General features: G+C 52.0%; 17 protein-coding genes. 2 read left to right on the top strand and 15 right to left on the bottom strand.

Annotation, left to right across the window (positions count from 1 at the left end):
* Positions 1–28: 28 nt before the first annotated feature.
* The 3 genes from FHS19_RS12865 to FHS19_RS12855 form a co-directional block, all read right to left on the bottom strand.
* Positions 29–1660, bottom strand: coding sequence for a type 2 periplasmic-binding domain-containing protein (locus FHS19_RS12865; protein ID WP_183582199.1), 1632 nt, complete (start codon positions 1658–1660; stop codon positions 29–31).
* Between the two features lie 81 nt (positions 1661–1741).
* Entirely contained in the window at positions 1742–2638 is an 897-nt protein-coding gene (locus tag FHS19_RS12860) for a carbohydrate ABC transporter permease (RefSeq protein WP_183582198.1), read from the bottom strand.
* A 12-nt stretch (positions 2639–2650) separates the two neighbouring features.
* Positions 2651–3505 (bottom strand): ABC transporter permease, encoded by an 855-nt coding sequence (locus FHS19_RS12855; RefSeq protein WP_376771900.1) that lies wholly within the window; start codon positions 3503–3505, stop codon positions 2651–2653.
* A gap of 584 nt (positions 3506–4089) precedes the next feature.
* Between FHS19_RS12855 and FHS19_RS12850 the strand changes: the two genes are divergently transcribed.
* On the top strand, positions 4090–5172 hold the full coding sequence (locus FHS19_RS12850; protein WP_183582196.1) for a GntR family transcriptional regulator: 1083 nt from the start codon (positions 4090–4092) through the stop codon (positions 5170–5172).
* A 173-nt stretch (positions 5173–5345) separates the two neighbouring features.
* Here the strand turns inward: FHS19_RS12850 and FHS19_RS12845 are convergent, their stop codons facing one another.
* The 5 genes from FHS19_RS12845 to FHS19_RS12830 all read right to left on the bottom strand — a co-directional run bounded on the left by FHS19_RS12845 (position 5346) and on the right by FHS19_RS12830 (position 10061).
* Positions 5346–7124, bottom strand: coding sequence for a glycoside hydrolase family 35 protein (locus tag FHS19_RS12845; RefSeq protein WP_183582195.1), 1779 nt, complete (start codon positions 7122–7124; stop codon positions 5346–5348).
* A gap of 33 nt (positions 7125–7157) precedes the next feature.
* Positions 7158–7436, bottom strand: a complete 279-nt coding sequence (locus tag FHS19_RS34845; protein WP_246426554.1) for a hypothetical protein — start codon at positions 7434–7436, stop codon at positions 7158–7160.
* 50 nt (positions 7437–7486) lie between these two features.
* Positions 7487–8161, bottom strand: a complete 675-nt coding sequence (locus FHS19_RS12840; protein WP_246426553.1) for a type 2 periplasmic-binding domain-containing protein — start codon at positions 8159–8161, stop codon at positions 7487–7489.
* A gap of 258 nt (positions 8162–8419) precedes the next feature.
* On the bottom strand, positions 8420–9310 hold the full coding sequence (locus FHS19_RS12835; protein WP_183582194.1) for an aldo/keto reductase: 891 nt from the start codon (positions 9308–9310) through the stop codon (positions 8420–8422).
* 262 nt (positions 9311–9572) lie between these two features.
* Complete coding sequence (locus tag FHS19_RS12830) at positions 9573–10061, bottom strand: GNAT family N-acetyltransferase (RefSeq protein WP_183582193.1); 489 nt, start codon at positions 10059–10061, stop codon at positions 9573–9575.
* 185 nt (positions 10062–10246) lie between these two features.
* Here FHS19_RS12830 and xerS point away from each other — a divergent pair, with 185 nt between their 5' ends.
* A complete protein-coding gene (gene xerS / locus FHS19_RS12825; RefSeq protein WP_183582192.1) occupies positions 10247–11329 on the top strand; it encodes a tyrosine recombinase XerS in 1083 nt (360 codons plus the stop codon).
* A gap of 81 nt (positions 11330–11410) precedes the next feature.
* Here xerS and mobB read toward each other — a convergent pair whose 3' ends face one another.
* From mobB to FHS19_RS12790, 7 genes are all read right to left on the bottom strand, one after another.
* Positions 11411–11959: a molybdopterin-guanine dinucleotide biosynthesis protein B gene (gene mobB / locus FHS19_RS12820; RefSeq protein WP_183582191.1), complete on the bottom strand. Its 549-nt coding sequence runs from the start codon at positions 11957–11959 to the stop codon at positions 11411–11413.
* Positions 11956–13230: a molybdopterin molybdotransferase MoeA gene (locus FHS19_RS12815; RefSeq protein WP_183582190.1), complete on the bottom strand. Its 1275-nt coding sequence runs from the start codon at positions 13228–13230 to the stop codon at positions 11956–11958. The genes mobB and FHS19_RS12815 overlap by 4 nt, the downstream gene beginning before the upstream one ends.
* Before the next feature lie 130 nt (positions 13231–13360).
* Complete coding sequence (locus FHS19_RS12810) at positions 13361–14122, bottom strand: DUF4247 domain-containing protein (RefSeq protein WP_183582939.1); 762 nt, start codon at positions 14120–14122, stop codon at positions 13361–13363.
* 14 nt (positions 14123–14136) lie between these two features.
* Entirely contained in the window at positions 14137–14643 is a 507-nt protein-coding gene (locus FHS19_RS12805; RefSeq protein WP_145024276.1) for a DUF4178 domain-containing protein, read from the bottom strand.
* Positions 14644–14692: 49 nt separating this feature from the next.
* The gene (locus FHS19_RS12800; RefSeq protein ID WP_183582189.1) at positions 14693–15097 is read right to left on the bottom strand and encodes a DUF350 domain-containing protein; all 405 of its coding nucleotides are present in this window, start codon (positions 15095–15097) and stop codon (positions 14693–14695) included.
* A 113-nt stretch (positions 15098–15210) separates the two neighbouring features.
* On the bottom strand, positions 15211–15879 hold the full coding sequence (locus FHS19_RS12795) for a PspA/IM30 family protein (RefSeq protein WP_183582188.1): 669 nt from the start codon (positions 15877–15879) through the stop codon (positions 15211–15213).
* A 247-nt stretch (positions 15880–16126) separates the two neighbouring features.
* Positions 16127–17149, bottom strand: coding sequence for an NADH:flavin oxidoreductase/NADH oxidase (locus FHS19_RS12790; protein ID WP_183582187.1), 1023 nt, complete (start codon positions 17147–17149; stop codon positions 16127–16129).

The following is a 17149-nucleotide window of genomic DNA, read 5'->3' as shown; positions in this document are numbered from 1 at the left end:
ATTGGTGGAATGATCTCGATGCTGTTGGTTAGGACGTTTTGGACAGGACTCTTTGGGCCGCATCGTTGTAAATCTTCAGCACTTTATCGATATCGCCCATTTTTTTAACTTGGTCGATAAATTTCGGCCAGTTGTCAAAGCTCTGCTTCCCGGCGACAAACTTCGCCTGCTCCTCCGTAACGAACGTTTTGATCGGGTTCATGATCTCGGATATTTCCTGGCTTTCGTCCGGGGTGAACTGGATGGCCGGCTCGCTGTACCATGACGGAACATAGTCGTTGTTCGGCATTGGCAGACTTGTTAAATAAGGCGACTTTTCAAGCGGGACTTCCTCATACTTGCCGTTAAATACGGTATAATCCGTTGCGGCAAAATCTACGAATGCTCTGGAATCATTGACCATCTGCAAACCTGGATTATAATTTTTGCTTGCCCGGATCCCGTATTTATCCCCTTCCAGCCATGGGTCCTTTGCCGTTTTAAAAGAATCCATAAAGGTCGGATTGCCGTCTTCGCCGATTTTGTAGGTTGTTCCTTCGATTCCCCAAGTCACGAGCCTGATGTTTTCATCGGAATATTGCAAATCGATCAGCTTGATTAATTCCTCCGGATTTTTGGCTTTGGAGCTGATGCAGAAGGTGGCCCAGCCCAAGTCCGGGGTGTTTCCGTTTGTCGCTTCCTGCCATGCCGTTCCGTACTTCGGATTATCCGGGTACAGCGAAACCGCAAATATTTTGCCGTCATCAGCATTCCTCGTATAATCACCCGGCTCCGTAAACCACTGGGTCAGCCACATGAAGGTATCGCCATTCATCGCCTTCTTCCGGATCGTATCGTCCGTATCAATCGTATATTCGGGATCCAGCAGCTGTTCCGAATACAGCTTATTCGCGAACTGAAGGGCGTCTTTATATCCTTCATTAAAAATACCGTAAACGTATTTACTGCCATCCCAGTAGATGTCGTCCTTGATGTGATTGGCGGAGAAGAGCGATCTTAAACTGTTCCACTTCGTATCCACCGGGTACTTATCGGGATACAGCTGTTTCAGTTTTTTGGCTGCATTATAGAAATCATCCAGTGTTTGCGGAATTTTGATATTGTTCGCTTTGAACACATCGTATCTGTAAGCGGATACGTTTTGAATCAGCAAGCCTTTATCCTCAGGAAATCGGGGCGTCGAAGTTTCTTTGAAAGAGTACATTTTCCCTTCGGGATTGGTCACACGCGCCATGCCGTTCTTCACCTTGCTGAGATAGTTCATATAGTTGGGCATTAAATCCTTATATTGGCTGAGCTCAAGAATTTGGCCTTGTTCAGCCATGTCCGTGATATCGTAAAATAATGGCGTGACGAAGAAATCCGTCAAATCGTCGCTTGCAATCATGAGCTTCACTTTTTCGTCATATTCCGATGACGGAATATAATTAAACTTAATATTCAGTTTTTTGCCCAGTTTGGCTTCCATCTGCTTCTTCCATTCCTTGCCGATCATGCTGTTCTCGTTGTCCACCCCGCTCGACGGAAGCGTTACGGAAAAAGATAACGTGTCGCTATCCGCAGAATCCGTGGAAGCCTCGTCGGACTTGGAGCAGGCCGTTACGGAAAAGGCCAGCATGCAAGCCAGGATCAGGCTGAGCATTTTTGCTTTTTTAACCATCCCAATTCCTCCTATACATTTGATTATTTTAATATGGCGTAAAAGAATCTTTCCTCTTACATCCATGTTGAAAACATGTTGTCAGCCCTTAATCGCTCCCACCAAAACGCCCTTCGTAAAGTGCTTTTGAAAGAACGGGTAAATCGCCATAATGGGGAACATCGTAATAATGATCACACTCATTCGGATCGCCTTCGGATCAAGCGTTGATCCCGACGAATTGATGGCCACGTTACCGGCGCCTACCCTGCCTTGGATCGCGTTGGTATCCAGCGCAAATAAATAGTTTCGCAGAATCATTTGCAGCGGATACTTATCCTGATCCTTCAGGTAGATTAACGCTTCAAACCAGCTGTTCCAGCTTCCTACCAAACCAAACAATGCAAACGTCGCCAGAAGCGCCTTCGACAACGGCAGGACGATTCGGAACAGGACGACGACATCGTTGGCTCCATCCATGACTGCCGATTCTTTCAGCTCTGCCGGTACATTCGAAAAGAAGGTCCGGAACAAAAACACATTGTAGGCTCCTACCGCGCCGGGAAGGATCATCACCCAAACGGTGTCAAGCAGATGCAGGCTGCGCATAAGCAGGTACGTAGGAATTAATCCTCCGCTGAAAAACATCGTGATCATCAGAAAGATGGTGATGAATTTCTTGCCCGCAAATCCGGGGATGGTCAGCGGATAAGCCAGCAATGAGGTAAACAGCAGCATAATACCGGTAGAACCTACGGCGTAAAGGATCGAATTCAGATACCCCTTATAAATGAGCGAGTCTTTAAATACGTCTGCGTATGCCTGTACGGTAAAGCCTTTCGGCCAGATCGTAATGCTTCCCGAGGCGATGTACTTCCCGCTGCTGAAGGAGGTAGCGATAATATTCAGAATGGGATACAGCACCACGACAAGGATCAACAGCATGATGAAAATGTTAAAAGCATCAAAAACTCTGGAACCGAAGCTGATTTTTCTCAAGATTCTCCCCCCCTAAAACAAACTCGTCTCCGAGACTTTGCGGCTGACCCAATTGGAAATATACAAAATGACAAAGGATATGACCGACATAAATAATCCGATGGCCGTGGTGTATTCGTATCTCGCGCCGAGGATCCCCTGACGGTATACATACGATCCAATGACGTCAGCCACGCTGTAAGTTTCGGGCGAATACAGCAGGATAATTTTCTGAAAATCGGATCCCAGAATTCCTCCCAAGGCGAAAATCAGCAGGATGATCGTCGTCGGTTTGATCGACGGCCAGGTAATGTGCACGATTTTTTTCCACCGGCTCGCTCCGTCCACTTCTGCCACATCGTAATAGGTCGGATCGATCCCGCTCAAAGCGGCAAGATAGATGATCGTTCCAAATCCAACCCCCTGCCATATGCCGGAAGAGATGAAGATCGTTCTGAAATAACCCGGCTCGAGGAGAAACATGATCGGGGTGCCGCCGAAGTATGTAATGATTTGATTGAAGAGGCCGTCTCTGGCCGTGAAGTCCTTCAGCATCCCAGCAACGATAACCACCGAAATAAAATGCGGAAAGTAAGAAACCGTTTGAACGATTTTTTTAAAATGCTTGTTTCTCAGCTCGTTAAATAACAAGGCGAGGATAATCGGAGCAGGAAATGACCACAGCAGCGTATACAGACCAAGAAGCAGCGTGTTTTTTAATACGCGGAAGGCCATCGGGTCATGAAAAAACGTGGTGAAATATTTAAAGCCGACCCAAGGACTTCCCATGATCCCCTTTGATGCGTTGTAATCCTTGAAGGCGATGGTAATTCCGTACATCGGAAAGTAGCTGAAGACCAGCACCGTAATCAAGCCGGGCAACACCATCAGGTACAGATACCGGTGTTTCCACAGTTTGGACCATCGCTTTTTATTGGTTGCCGCCAACACAAACACCCCTTTTTTAGTTACTTCAAGTCATCGATTGAACTCCGGCCGTTCTTCACCTAAAAGCCCCCGCTGGACTGACCCCTGTGAGTGGAAGCGCATTCAATACCAGCTGTTAAATACCTCTTGCAGGATCGAAACGCTTTCAAACAGGCGTGTAAACTTGGATCTTTACAACAATGAAGACCGTAATACAGCCACTTTAGCATCCACATCAAGCAGGCAAAAACATATGCGTTTTCCTCAGAGTTATTATGCTAAGCGAAGGATAACACATACTAATTTAGGCGTCAATATATAGATTTACGATTTTATTAATATGTAGTTAGTATACTATTTTGTTATTCAACAACACTCCAGTCACCATACGAGAATCCAACTAAATTCAAGTTATATTGCGTGATATCTCCATTCGTTTAGCTGAGATTTATACAAGGAAGTTGAGTTAGTTCGCATTACTTGGTATACTATCTATTAAACCAAGCGCTATAAGTAAGTATATGTCCACATAAGAGGTGACCTGCATGAGCAAGAACGATACAACATTGCCTAAGTACCAGCTGGTGAAAGATTATGTGCTGTCACAAATCGAGAATAACGAGCTTGGCAAGGATGACCGGATTCCGAGCGAATCGGAGTTCTCCAAGCTGCTGGACGTCAGCTCCATTACGGTAAGGAAAGCATTGGCGGAGCTCGTCAATGAAGGCGTCATCTATCGGATCAGGGGAAAAGGCAGCTTTGTCGCCAATCCGGCGGAGCCTGTCAACCCAACGTCCAATTACGTGACCTTTATCATTTCCGGCAATGACATGTACGACAGTTCGTATATGAAGATCATCAAAGGCGTGCAATCCTTTCTGAACCAGCAGGGATGCAAACTCATCATTGAATTTGTGGAAAATGATGTCGAGCAGGAGCGGGAGCTGATCCTGAAGCTGATTCAGTCCGAGAACCGCGGGCTGTTGATCTATTCTGCCAATCCCGACGCAGCCAGGGAATACCTGAACGAAATCCGGAAGAAGTCGATCCCGTTCGTCATGCTCGACCGCTTTCCCGCCGGTTATCCGGTCAACTGCATCACATGCAATAACCATGACGGCGCCTATGAAGCTGTTAGGTATTTAATTGCCCAGGGTCACCGGAAGATCGGTTTCGCCGCATATGATTTTCATCTAAGCACAGAGGTCGAACGGTACAACGGATACCGCCATGCCATGGCAGACGCCTCCCTCGGTCCGGATGATGATGTGTTGTTTCTTCAGCGGGATTTGGATTATGCGAAGCTGCAGCAACAAATTCAAAGAGGTGAGCTCACCGCCCTGTTTTGCGTGAACGACAGACGGGCGCTCGAAGTGATCGGGCAGCTTACGCAGCAAGGGGTCAGCATTCCGGAGCAAATTTCAATTATGGGATTCGATGACGTGGAGAGCTCGAAATATGCCAAAGTATCTTTGAGCACTGTCAGTCAACCCTTTGAGATGCTGGGATACGAAGGGGCAAAACTGCTGTTTGAGAGCGGTAAAGATGGATCCGGCGGATTCAAAAAAATATTGCTGTCTACCGATCTCGTTATCCGCGAGTCGATCCGGCCCTACGTAGAGCCCTGATGCTCTGCGTTTCTGTTATGAATTTTTCATATGATGAAATGAGTAAATCACAAATCAAAAAGGGAACGGCCGCCAATGGCCGTTCCCTTTTCCCGTTCAAGAGATGATGATCCTGATTTATACTAAAAGTTCGTGTATGCCGCTCTTGCTCGCAGCAATTAACGTTGTTCGCTTTAACCCAGCCGTGCCTGATCCACCAGTGCGACGGATGGCTGCCGCGTACCGTGCAGCTCAAACAGAATGATTTCATTCAGGCCATCGCGCAGCAGCGGTGCCGGAATATACAGCGTGGACTGCGGCCCAACCTCCCAGTAACGCCCTAGGTTAAATCCGTTAATATAGGCGACGCCTTTCGTCCAGCCTGTGACGTCCAGAAACGTGTCGGCGGTTCCGCTGACCTCAAAGGTCCCTCTGTAAAAAGTTGGGGTATTCCGGCTCGCAGCGTCCAAGCCGGCAGTATCTTCTTCCTTCAGGTGCGGAACGAAGGCCAGCTGGTCCAGGTTGTTCAGCGGAAGAGTATGAATCGTCCATCCGAACAAAAACTGGTTGCCTAACCGGACTCCTTCGGTAATCCCTTTCGGATCGTGCATGTACGGCCCGTAATTGACCCTTCCGAGGTTCTCCACCAAAATTTGCAGCTTCGCGCCGTCGGACGGAATGGTCAGCTTCAGGCTGCGCTGCTCGTCCCATCGCTGCACGACGCCCCGGTACTCCCCATCGACAAAAATAAGTGCCCGGTCCCGCACTTCCTGCAGAATCAGGTCGGCTTCGCCGCGCGGCCCGGAGACGAAGGTTGTATACAGGATAAAGCCGTAGTCCTGATCCAGCTGCTCCATCGTTACCGGCACGGCCCGCTCCACCGCGTTCGACAGGTCGGAGAGCGAGTCGAATAAGCCGACCCGGTCGGTCAATCTGATCTCACCGTAGCTCTTCCGCTCGATCGGATCGGGAAGCTGCAGTTCCGGCAGATCCGCGTATTTGGCCAGGACGTCCCGGACCGCATAAAATTTCTCCGTCGGCTCTCCCCATTCATTCAGCGGGGAATCGTAATCATAGCTCGTGACGGTCGGCGCGTACCCTTCTTCACCGCAGTTCGCTCCATTATAGAAGCCGAAGTTTGTCCCCCCGTGGAACATATAGAAATTGACCGAAGCGCCGGCCGCCAGCATGTCCTCGAACACGCGCGCGGCATCCGCCGCATCGCGGGTATGATGCGGCTTGCCCCAGTGGTCAAACCAGCCGTTCCAGAACTCCATGCACATATACGGCTTGTCCGGCTGATAGGCTTCCAGTTCCTGAAAGGCTTCGACGGCTCTCGACCCGAAGTTGACCGTCTCCAGCACGCCCTCCACCATGCCGCCCTGCAGCATAAAGTCTCCCGGCCCGTCCGAGGTGAACAGCAGCACGTCTACACCGCGGGATGTAAGCCCTTTCTTCAAATGGTTCAGGTACGCTTTGTCATTGCCGTAGCTGCCGTATTCGTTCTCGATCTGCATCGCGATGATCGGTCCGCCGTTCGTGCTGAGCAGCGGAACCAGCTTCGGAATAAGCACGTCATAATAAGCATCGACGTGGCCCAAATACCGGTGGTCGTTGCAGCGCAGCCGGATGCCCGGTTCCTTCAGCAGCCAGGCGGGCAGACCGCCGAACTCCCATTCGGCGCAAATATACGGGCTGGGCCTGACAATGACATGCAGGCCGAGTTCACCGGCCGTTTCGATGAAGCGGACGAGATCCGCCCCGTGATCAAACACGAATTCCCCTTTTCTGGGCTCATGGATATTCCACGCCACATATGTCTCCACCGTGTTAAAGCCGCAAGCCTTCAGCTTCGTTAACCGGTCACGCCAGTACTCGGGAACGACCCGGAAATAATGGATCGCCCCGGAAACCAGGCGGATGGGCTCGCCGTCCCACACAAACTGCTTGCCTTGAACGCTTAGTACACTCATCGTTTCGCCTCTCTCATGAATGGGATTTGGAGGTTATTGGCTTTCCATTTTTTTATGATAAGCCTCTGTCATCTCATCCGCAACCTGTTTCAGCGTCGGATCGTTGCGGAGCTGCTCGATGAGCTTGTCGTAGTTCTCGATCGTGTCCTTGCCGATGATCACTTTCGTCCGCATATCGCTCACTTTTTTCGAAATTTCCGGATAGTATTTGTTGTAAGCTTCGGAGTACAATTCATTGCTAGGATTCGGCGTTTTGATCTGTTTGCGCTCGTTGACGATTTCCACATTGCGGTTGTACACGTCATCCGGCATGCCGACGCCCCCGATCGACATATCGTCGCTGATGAGGTGGATCAGGTTGTTCAGTTGCCGTCGCCCACCTGGTCCTTGGCTGCCTGCGGCGTCGGGATTTTGCGGCCGTTCTCGACCGTGTAATCGACCCCTTCAATGCCGTAAGTTGCCAGCTCATTACCCTCCTTGCCGTAAGCGTAATCGAAAAATTCAAGGATTTTCTTCACCTTGGCTTCCGGCACTTTTTTCGGAATCAGGTACACGCCGTAATACGGCGATCCGGATGGCGTATATTTCTCTCCGCCCGCGTTTTGCAGATAGGTGATCGGCATGTAATCCGCCGTCGGCACCACTTCCCTGATTTTGGAACCCGTCACCCAGGCATGGTTCATCGACTGTGATGTGCCGCCCGATGTGCCGCCCCGGATCAGGTCAACCGTCTGGGAGTACTTCAGGATCGCGAAGTCTTTCGGGAACAGTCCGGCGTCGTATGCCTTTTTGATCCAGAGGAGCGCATCCCGCGACGCGTCTTCCATAATCGTCGGTACCAGCTTGTCGTCCTTCAGCTTCCACGCTCCCTGCACGCCGTTGAACACCCCGTACACAAAGCCCATCGTATCGCTGTTGGCGGCATAAGGAATCTCGTCGGCCTGGCCGTTTCCGTTCGGGTCCTTCTCCTTGAACACCTTCAGCACATCAAAAAATTGGTCCATGGTGCGCGGGGTTTGCAGCCCCAGCTTGTCCATCCAGTCCTTGCGCAGAATCGGGAATGCTCCTCCTCCATAGCTCGGATAATAGCGGGGAATGACACCCGGCCAATACCGGCTTCAATTTAGCGAAACGAAGCTGGGTAAGGCCGAATAAAGGGTGGTTCACCCGGACTTCAAGCATGCAAAAAGGCTCCCTTCCCGGAACTTGAAGAATTCCAAGAGGGAGCCTTTTCGATTTAACAAATGATTCAGTTGAACAGGGCTTCGTCACCCGCCGCTTCAACCTTATCCGCCTTACGTCAGACCTACCCAGTCCTTCGGGGCTACTTCCTTCCAGCGCGCCCGGATCTCCTGGTACTTGTCATGGCTTAGGCTCGTGCCTGCAAGCATCTCCGCGTTCTGAGACCAGCGCCCGGGCTTGTTTGTTCCCACGATCGCGGTATCCACCCCGGGCGTATCCAGCGTAAAATGAAGGGCATCCGCTACCGCCTGCTCGCGGTCCCGCAGAAAATCATACTGCAGCTCCTTCAGCCGCTGCGAGTATTTATACGGGTAGGCGTTCTCGGGGAGCTCGTCGTAAGTCCAGGCTACGTTGGCGATCGGCCGCTTGGCGATGATCCCCATCCCCCGCTTGCGGGCTTCCGGCAGCGTCAGGTCAATCACTTCCTGGTCGGCGATGTTGAGCGATACCATCAAGCTGTCAAACACGCCGGTTTGTACCGCATACAGCGCGTTAATCGAATCGCCGCTGTAGCCGATAAAGCGCGTTTTTCCCTGCTGCTTGGCCTTTTGCAGCACCTCGATCACCGCGCCTTGTCTCAGCACGTCTTCCGAGCAGCTGTGCAGATGAATGCAGTCGACGTAATCCGTTTTCAGCCGCTTCAGGCTGCGGTCTATGCTTTTCTCCAGCAGCTCAGGGTCCCAATCCTTATAATCCAAACCCGAGGCATGTCCGCATTTGGTGAATAAATAATATTCGCTGCGGCGGTTCGCTATCGTTTTGCCGATCAGCTCCTCGCTGTCGCCGTAGCACTCCGCCGTATCGATCATGTTCAGGCCCGCATCAAGCGCGCTCCCCAGCAGCTCCTCGACTTTGGAAAGATCCGTCTCCTTGCCGATCTCCGCGCCGCCAAAGCCCAAAATACTCACTTCCATGCCTGTATTGCCGAACGCCCGTCTTTCCATAATGAAATCCTCCCCTGGTTTCATAATTGGATGCCTACATCGATACGAAGTGACTTTTACGCAGTATATGAGATGTTTACCCATGCCGGCGCGTCGCTAAACCGCTGACTTTCACAATGGTATTGTCCCGAGCCCGCTTCGATTCAAGAAGAGCTCCCTTTCCAGCCACTGGGAGCCTATGTATTTTTATGGAATGGACTTAAGAAACTCCAACACGGGAATCCGTCTCCAGAAGGTTACCAATGCCAAACCTCAGTTCAATCTATAAGCTGGTGAAATACTGGCTGATATTTCCGTACTGTGGGTGAACCTTTTCCGAATACCGCTCGTTCGTGTAGTTGCCGATCACTTTCCGCCAGAAGGCTTGGGCCGGCAGATTGTTCTTGATCTGGGTCACCTTCCATCTGCCCTTGAACCGCTCGAACAGCGCCTGGGCAGCCCAGGTCCCCATGCCGGTGCGGCGGTATTTTTGCATTATAAAAAACTCCGTCATGTAAAAGTCGCCTTCGATCGGGTCATACAACCGGTCCACCAAAGCAAAACCGGCCGGCACCTTATCGTACGAAATCAAAAAAGCATGCTTGCCGGTTCCCCTCCGCCAGTATTCATCGATTCCCGGGTATTCGGGAAATTTGCCGTTGTCATCCACCACGATATCCTGGTAGCGGGAAAAATCATACATATACAGCTGCATCAAATTGTAGATGACTTGCCTGCGCTTATGCGGAACCAGGTCCAGCCTGAACTCCATAGCTTCACCTTCCTATTTTCCTGTTCACGATCCTGACTTCCTTTCCACTATATAACTTTGTCAACGGACGGGCAAGGTTATACCCTTTTGGATTCTCCTGTCTTACGAGCAAATAAAGCGGACATCTGTTCGCCCATTGTGTTAAAATAAATGGATACGACGACAAGGAAAGATGAGGGATGACGATGAACGTTCAAAAGGAACAAGACCGGAAAAAGCTCGACGACAAAGTGCTGACTATGCCTTGGTACGTCCAGCAATTTATCGATTACAAGCTGCCTGATCTGTCGCCGTCCACTTTGCTTGAATATATCCGGGATTACGAAACGTTCTTCAACTGGCTCCGGGCCGAAGGATTGTCCGCTGCGCCGGACAACGGCAAGGTAACGCTGGAAGAGCTGGAAGTGCTGCGGATGGAGGATGTGGTCAGCTACCGCTTGTATTTAACGACCCGCCGGGAGAGCGCCAACTCCAAAATTACCGTCTCCCGCAAGCTCTCTTCGATGCGCTCCCTGTTTCATTATTTAAGCCAAATTGCTGAGGATGACAACTTTTATCCGCTGCTGAAGCGTAACATAATGGCCAAGGTGGAGATCAAGCGGATCCACAAACCGAAAGACACGGCCGCCAAACTGAAGGGAAAGATCCTCGAGGAAGATGAGCTGCTGGAGTTTATCGGCTATATTATGGACGGCTACGCTAAGGATGTTGCGAATAACAAGCAGGCGCTGCATGCGCATGAACTGAACAAGGAACGTGACGCCTGCATTGCCAGCCTGATTTTGAATTCGGGGCTTCGGGTATCGGAGGTCGTGAACCTGAATGTCGACGATCTGGATATGAACAACAAAATGCTTTATGTGTACCGGAAGGGCAATAACGACGAGACGTTCAAGACGCCGGTCTATTTCCGCGAGCAGGCCAGGGATGATTTGGCCCAGTATCTTACCCTGCGTCAATCCAGGTACAAGGTGCCCAAGCGGGAAAAGGCGCTGTTTGCGGCGCTTCCGAACGGCCAACAGGAGGGCGGACGCATGACCAAGCGGGCGATTCAGGCGATGATCATCAAGTATGCCAAACGCTTCGGCAAGCCGTATCTCACCGTACATAAGCTCCGGCATTCCTTCGCCACCGACTATTATTTGCAAAACGATATTTACAAGACGAAGGAACAGCTCGGCCACGCCTCCACTGAAACGACGGAAGTGTACGCCCATCTCACGGACAAAACGATGTCCGAGGCGATTGAGCGGAGGCTGGAACCGTAACGCTCAAGCAAGGTCATCATAAAAAACAGCACTGCCGCATCCGGTCATCGGAGTTGGCGTGCTGTTTTTGAATGCAAACGATCATTTCAGTTCATTCCGTGGTGCCATGCTTACGTGGTGAAGCAGCCATTCCATGATCCGGCCGGTGTCATTGACCCCAAATACCGGAACGGAACCCGGCGGGAGCTCGATGCTCCCCTTCATCACGTCATCGGCAAGCCAGGAGACGACGGCTGTCACGGAAGTGATCTGGGCAGCCAAGGCATGATCTTCCTGGCTGCGCACCATCACGAGTTTGGGATACTCCGCCTGCTTGAAGCCCTCCACCAAAATCATATCGTATCCGGAAAACCGCCCGATGAGCTCGTCCAGCCCGGTTTCCGTTTCCTCGATGACGGCCGTTCGCCGCGAGGACACAAGGGCGACGGCACCGGCCCCCGATTTCCGGTGCCGATACGAGTCCGTTCCCGTATGATCGATGTCAAAATCATGGGCGTCGTGCTTAATCACGGCTGTCCGTATGCCCTTGGCCGCTAGCCGCTCGACTAGACTGCAGACGAGCGTCGTCTTGCCGCTGTTCTTATACCCGACGATTTGCCAGACGGGCGGTTTTGCTTCCTGCCGGCTCATCTTGAACCCTCTTTAAGCAGCAAAATTTGCACCTTGGATCCGGCCGGTGTGACTGCTTTGGCGGGCGGGATGACGATCAGGCAGTCGCTGTCTTTGATCGTTACCATGACACTCGATTCGTCCACCGCTGCTGGAACGGCATACACCATTCCACCGCGGACTTCCACTCTTCCGCGTACGTAGCGGGTAAAAGCGTTCACCTTCGTATAGTCGACGTCCAGGACGGCTGTCCATTCCTTAAGGTAGGCATTCTTTCTGCCCATCATGCCCTGAATCGTCGGCCGGACGAACAGCTCAAAGCCGACGAAGCAAGCGCCGGGGTTGCCGGACAGCGCAAAGAGCAGCTTGCCGTCTTTTACGGCCGCCGTCGTGACGCTGCCGGGGCGCATGGCGATTTTGTTGTAGAGCATCTCTACCCCGCCGCCGCGGACGAGATCGCCCATAATGTCGTAGTCACCGACCGACACGCCGCCGCTGGTTACGACAGCATCGTAATCCCGAAGAGCCTCTTCGACCCGTGTTTGAGCCAGCTGCAGATCATCCATAATAGCCTCCAGGATAAAGGGTTCGCCCCCTGCTTCCCGCACCTGGGCCGCGAGCATGTACGTGTTGCTGTTGCGAATTTTCCCCGGCTGCAGCGGCTCTTCGACGGACAGCAGCTCCGATCCTGTCGAGAAAATCGCGATTCGCGGCTTGCGGTACACCGGAACATGGTGAATGCCGAACGTCGCCAGCACCGAGATTTCTCCGGCCGAAATTCGGGTTCCCTGACTAAGCAGCTGCTGTCCCTCCTGAACCTCCAGGCCGATCGGGGTAATGTTTTGCCCCTCCTGGATTTTTCGCTTCAGTCCAACCCAGGCCCGTTCGTCCTCTTCCCGCTGCTCTGTCATCTCCAGCATGACGACGGCGTCCGCGCCGTCCGGTACCTCAGCGCCCGTCATGATCCGTGCAGCTGTCCCCGGCCGGATCACTTGACTGGACACGCTCCCGCAAGGAATTTCGTCGATGACTTCCAGCCAGACCGGATCGTCCGAGCTGCAAGACGCCGTGTCGGCGGAACAAATCGCGTACCCGTCCATTCCGGAGCGGCGGAACCGCGGAAACGGATGCGGGGCGGTGACGGGCTCGGCCAGAAAGCGTCCGATGCTCTCCGCCAGCGGTACCGTCTCTACGCCGCCAGCCTCGACATAACCGGCGATCAGCCTTTGGGCATCCTTGACCTGCATCGGCTTCCGGTGAAATTTATCGTAATCGGTTCGTGTCTGATCCATTATGTATCATCCTTCCGTAGCTGAATGTCTCCACTGTCTATCATGACACAAAAAAACGCACGAATCCATGCTTCGTGCGTTTTCGTCTGCCGTGAACACGGCATTCATGACATTCGCTTGCGGCCGGCCGTCACCTGCGCCTTGTGATCTTGCCCGATCCGACCCGAGTTTTCGGCTTCGTATACGACCGCTTCGGTGAATCAAATAGGCTGGAGCCGCTGCTGCCGCCCCTGGATATGCTGCCTCTGCTCGGCGTCGTCGTATCTTTCCTGCGGTCAAAGATGCTGCCGCCAGAACCGACGCTCGTATTCGTGTCGCTGTTTTTGCCGCGGCGGAGAATCGAGCCCTTCTTTTCAACCGTCAGCGGGGGCGCCACTTTTTTATCATTTGTCGTCGGCGTGTGGTACGTTCCCTGTTTCGGCTGATAAATGTCCCTGCTCGTATAGCCCCGGTAGGAGCCTCCACCGCCGAACGAATCAAAAAGTTGTCCGATGAGCGCGGCCGTCAGATATCCCTGCAGGAAGCTTGAGTCGTAATTCCGCTGCACATATTGCTGCGAGTCGATTTCGATCAGCGTATCGCTTGGCTTGGCGGTATCCTTCTGCAGATGGTACCATTCGTTGCCATACACCAGAAACATCCGGTCGGCATCTTCCGGCGACATCTGGTCGGGCTTCTTCTCGTCCGTCAGTTCCTTCGCAACCTCGGGAACCGTCTTGTCCGCAGCCCGGTACACATACGACGTGGCGTTTCCGTCGCGGTTCACCGACTCCAGCGGATACGTTTCCTTGACGTTCGGCGAGCCGATGCCGCATCCGGTTAGCAGAGACAGCACAAGGCTGGCGACAAGCAGAAGCTTCAGGCCGAGAAACCTGCTTCTCTTCTTACCCATCATGTGCCCCACCTCTAATTGGCCCGGATGACTTTCACATCACCTGGGATTACTTTCTCTCCTTCATACAGCATAAAGCGTCCGTTCTGCCACTCGATCCGCAGCAGATGATAATCGTCGGATTGGTACTGCCATACGTGCTGCTCTCCCCCTTGCGTGAACGGGGTTTTGCCTTGTATCAACACATGACCGATGTATTCTTCTTCCATATAGTATACCCGGTCGTCCAGTTCGATCTCGGTCGGTACTTCGGCAGGATTGTCAAGCCGTCCGTCGATCGGAGCGTACAGTTCATATTCCACGGTCTCGCGCTCTTCAATATGAAGGTAAGCGATCGTGTTTCCGTCCCGCAGCGTAAGTAGAACGGCGTTTCTTCCGCGGTTGTGTACCCTTCCGATCACTTCATACGTGACCAGCGACACCTCGCAAATATCCCCAGGCATCAGCGCCAGCATGCTTTTCTCCGGTTTCGGCGGTTCTGGCTTGGCAAACAGATTGCCGATTCTTTTAAATACACTCATATGCTATAACTCCTTAGGTAATCAAACTTTAATATATAATGGGGTCGTGCTACAGGCAGGCGGTAATAATGAGGGCGCCTACCAAATGAAGGGTACCGGCAAACAGGCCGTAACCCACTTTGCCCTGCTGCGTGCCGGCATCCAGGTCAAGCTTGGCCCACCACCTCATCAGGACGCGCACGATTGCTTCCAGTACGAGTAAGATCAAGAAGGAGACGATCGATACGACCAGCGCCTCCAGCAGGTTATTCGAAGTCCGAATCGAAACGGACAGAATGTACCCCTGGGACAGCAGCTTGATCACCAGGCGCGAAGTAACCGCCATGTTCCCCGCCTTGACTTCTTCAAAATCTTTGTACTTGGTAAACAGCGAATCCACAAACATCAAAACAAAGAGCAGGATCGCCCCGGAACCTGTCCATACCAGAATCCCTTTAATGATATTAAAATCCATCTACCTTAGCCTCCACATCTTCTCAACGTCTCACCCTCATACATAATAAAAGCGAAGGAGAAATATGACAAATGTTCCCCCTTCGCTATTCATCATACCCGGTTTACGGCAGATTATTTGTTCTCGTACTGCTTCATGAGCGCTGCCAGCTCATCTTCAACCTCTTTATCCTTGCCAAGCTGCTCGAACTCGTCGTCAAGCGATTTGTCCTTGGCGGACATTTCGTTGCTGGCTTCGGCTTGCGCTTCCATCTGGAGCATTTTCTCTTCCATGCGCTTCATACCGTTCGTCGCGGAATCGGTGCTGAAGCCGTTCATCGCCTTGTTAATTTCGGTTTGCGCTTTGGCCGCGTTGTAACGGGCTACCAAGGTCTCCCTTTTGTTCTTCATTTCGGTCAGCTGCTTGCGCATTTCCTCGAGCTTGGCACGGAGATTGTCGGCGGAAGCCTTGTTCTGGTCGTAGCTTGCTTTGTATTCGTTCATTTTCTGCTCGGCCGATTTCTTCTCTTCCAGCGCGCGGCGGGCCAGCTCAACGTTCTGAGCCTGGGCTGCGGTGTGTGCTTGCTGAGTGCGCTTCTCGACGAGCGCCTGCTGCTCTTCGTACAGCTGTTTGAACTTCTTCTCAATAGCGATTTGAGCGGCTACGGCTTTCTCGGCATCTTCCAAATCTTCGGTCATATCGCGAATGTATTGATCCGTCATCTTAATTGGGTCTTCTGCCTTATCGATAATCGCATTGATATTGGACATTGTTAAATCGCGCAGTCTTTTGAAAATTGCCATGGTCTCTGTTCCTCCTGAAAGGTTTAATGTGTTCTTCTTGATATTCTTTTACGCAGCACTTTTCGGACCGTTTCAAAAATCGCCATTTTTTTTTGCGGCGTTCGTTTCATCTTCCATAATATAGCAGCAGGGAGCGTTCATTCAAGCTCATGTTTACCGTTTAAAAAAACGCGGGAGCCGATCCGACGGATCCGACTCCAGCGTTTTGTTTTGAACGTTAGTTTGCTTGTTGTTCCGCAATGCCTGGTTAAAAAGCACGCAAGTATTGTTTCGGGATTTTCTGTTCTCCGTTCAGCTCCTGAGCTGCATGGAGTGCCCAGTAAGGATCCTTCAGCATGCCTCTGCCGACGGCAACCAGGTCAGCCTTTCCTTCCAGCACCACCTGCTGCGCTTCCTCGTAATCTTCCAAGCGGCCGACGGCGATCACCGGTACATTCAGCTTCGCCTTCATTTGTTCCGCCAATTCCACCTGGTAGCCTGATCCGGCCTTCGGTCCTCCGTTCGATCCGATATGGCCTTCACCGCCGGAGGATATATGGAATACGTCCACGCCCGCATCCCGGTATCGTTTGCAAATTTCCGCGCAGTAATCGATGTCATAACCGCCGTCCACATACTCCTTGGCTGATACCCTCATCAGAACAGGCATGTCTTCTGGGACCGCCTTCTTGACGGCTTTAACGACTTCTTCTCCGAACAAAGCCAGGTCTTTTCCATAGGCATCGTCTCTTCGATTGGTCAGTGGCGAATGGAACTGGTGGATCAAATAGCCGTGAGCGCCGTGAATCTCCACGGTATCAAAGCCGGCTTCCACCGCTCGCCGGGCCGCTTCCCCATAGGCTGTAACCACACTTTGAACCTCTTCGGTGGACAAAGCTCTCGGAATTTTATACTTCTCGTCAAAACGGATGGCCGACGGAGCAACGGGCGGGTTTGCGTCCTCCGCCTTGCGGCCGGCATGGCCCAGCTGGATGCCGATCCTTGCGCCATAGGCGTGCACTTCGTCGACGATTTTGCGGTATGCGGGGATCTGCCCGTCATCCCATATTCCCGTATCCCGGTTTGTAATCCGTCCGTCGGGGTGAACCCCCGTCATCTCTACGATAATCAATCCGGCTCCGCCGACTGCGCGGGATACATAATGGACATAATGCCAATTGTTAGGGATTCCGTCTTCAGCCTGTACCGAATATTGGCACATCGGAGGCATAACAATCCGGTTTTTCAGGGATAATCCTTTAAGTACATAAGGTGTAAATAGATCTGCCAT

It is taken from the genome of Paenibacillus rhizosphaerae (genome assembly GCF_014192015.1).
In the GTDB taxonomy this organism is placed as follows: Bacteria; Bacillota; Bacilli; order Paenibacillales; family Paenibacillaceae; genus Paenibacillus_AQ; species Paenibacillus_AQ rhizosphaerae.
The sequence above is the reverse complement of the archived record's forward strand: the minus strand, read 5'-3'. Positions and strand labels throughout refer to the sequence as shown.

Bases quoted from the DNA above. Each gene is read 5' to 3' on its own strand.
- FHS19_RS12865 (WP_183582199.1), bottom strand. From the start codon at position 1,660: ATGGTTAAAAAAGCAAAAATGCTCAGCCTGATCCTGGCTTGCATGCTG.
- FHS19_RS12855 (WP_376771900.1), bottom strand. From the start codon at position 3,505: ATGGTGTTGCCCGGCTTGATTACGGTGCTGGTCTTCAGCTACTTTCCG.
- FHS19_RS12850 (WP_183582196.1), top strand. From the start codon at position 4,090: ATGAGCAAGAACGATACAACATTGCCTAAGTACCAGCTGGTGAAAGAT.
- FHS19_RS12845 (WP_183582195.1), bottom strand. From the start codon at position 7,124: ATGAGTGTACTAAGCGTTCAAGGCAAGCAGTTTGTGTGGGACGGCGAG.
- FHS19_RS34845 (WP_246426554.1), bottom strand. From the start codon at position 7,436: ATGCCGGATGACGTGTACAACCGCAATGTGGAAATCGTCAACGAGCGC.
- FHS19_RS12840 (WP_246426553.1), bottom strand. From the start codon at position 8,161: ATGGACAAGCTGGGGCTGCAAACCCCGCGCACCATGGACCAATTTTTT.
- FHS19_RS12835 (WP_183582194.1), bottom strand. From the start codon at position 9,310: ATGGAAAGACGGGCGTTCGGCAATACAGGCATGGAAGTGAGTATTTTG.
- FHS19_RS12830 (WP_183582193.1), bottom strand. From the start codon at position 10,061: ATGGAGTTCAGGCTGGACCTGGTTCCGCATAAGCGCAGGCAAGTCATC.
- xerS (WP_183582192.1), top strand. From the start codon at position 10,247: ATGAACGTTCAAAAGGAACAAGACCGGAAAAAGCTCGACGACAAAGTG.
- mobB (WP_183582191.1), bottom strand. From the start codon at position 11,959: ATGAGCCGGCAGGAAGCAAAACCGCCCGTCTGGCAAATCGTCGGGTAT.
- FHS19_RS12815 (WP_183582190.1), bottom strand. From the start codon at position 13,230: ATGGATCAGACACGAACCGATTACGATAAATTTCACCGGAAGCCGATG.
- FHS19_RS12810 (WP_183582939.1), bottom strand. From the start codon at position 14,122: ATGGGTAAGAAGAGAAGCAGGTTTCTCGGCCTGAAGCTTCTGCTTGTC.
- FHS19_RS12805 (WP_145024276.1), bottom strand. From the start codon at position 14,643: ATGAGTGTATTTAAAAGAATCGGCAATCTGTTTGCCAAGCCAGAACCG.
- FHS19_RS12800 (WP_183582189.1), bottom strand. From the start codon at position 15,097: ATGGATTTTAATATCATTAAAGGGATTCTGGTATGGACAGGTTCCGGG.
- FHS19_RS12795 (WP_183582188.1), bottom strand. From the start codon at position 15,879: ATGGCAATTTTCAAAAGACTGCGCGATTTAACAATGTCCAATATCAAT.
- FHS19_RS12790 (WP_183582187.1), bottom strand. From the start codon at position 17,149: ATGGCAGATCTATTTACACCTTATGTACTTAAAGGATTATCCCTGAAA.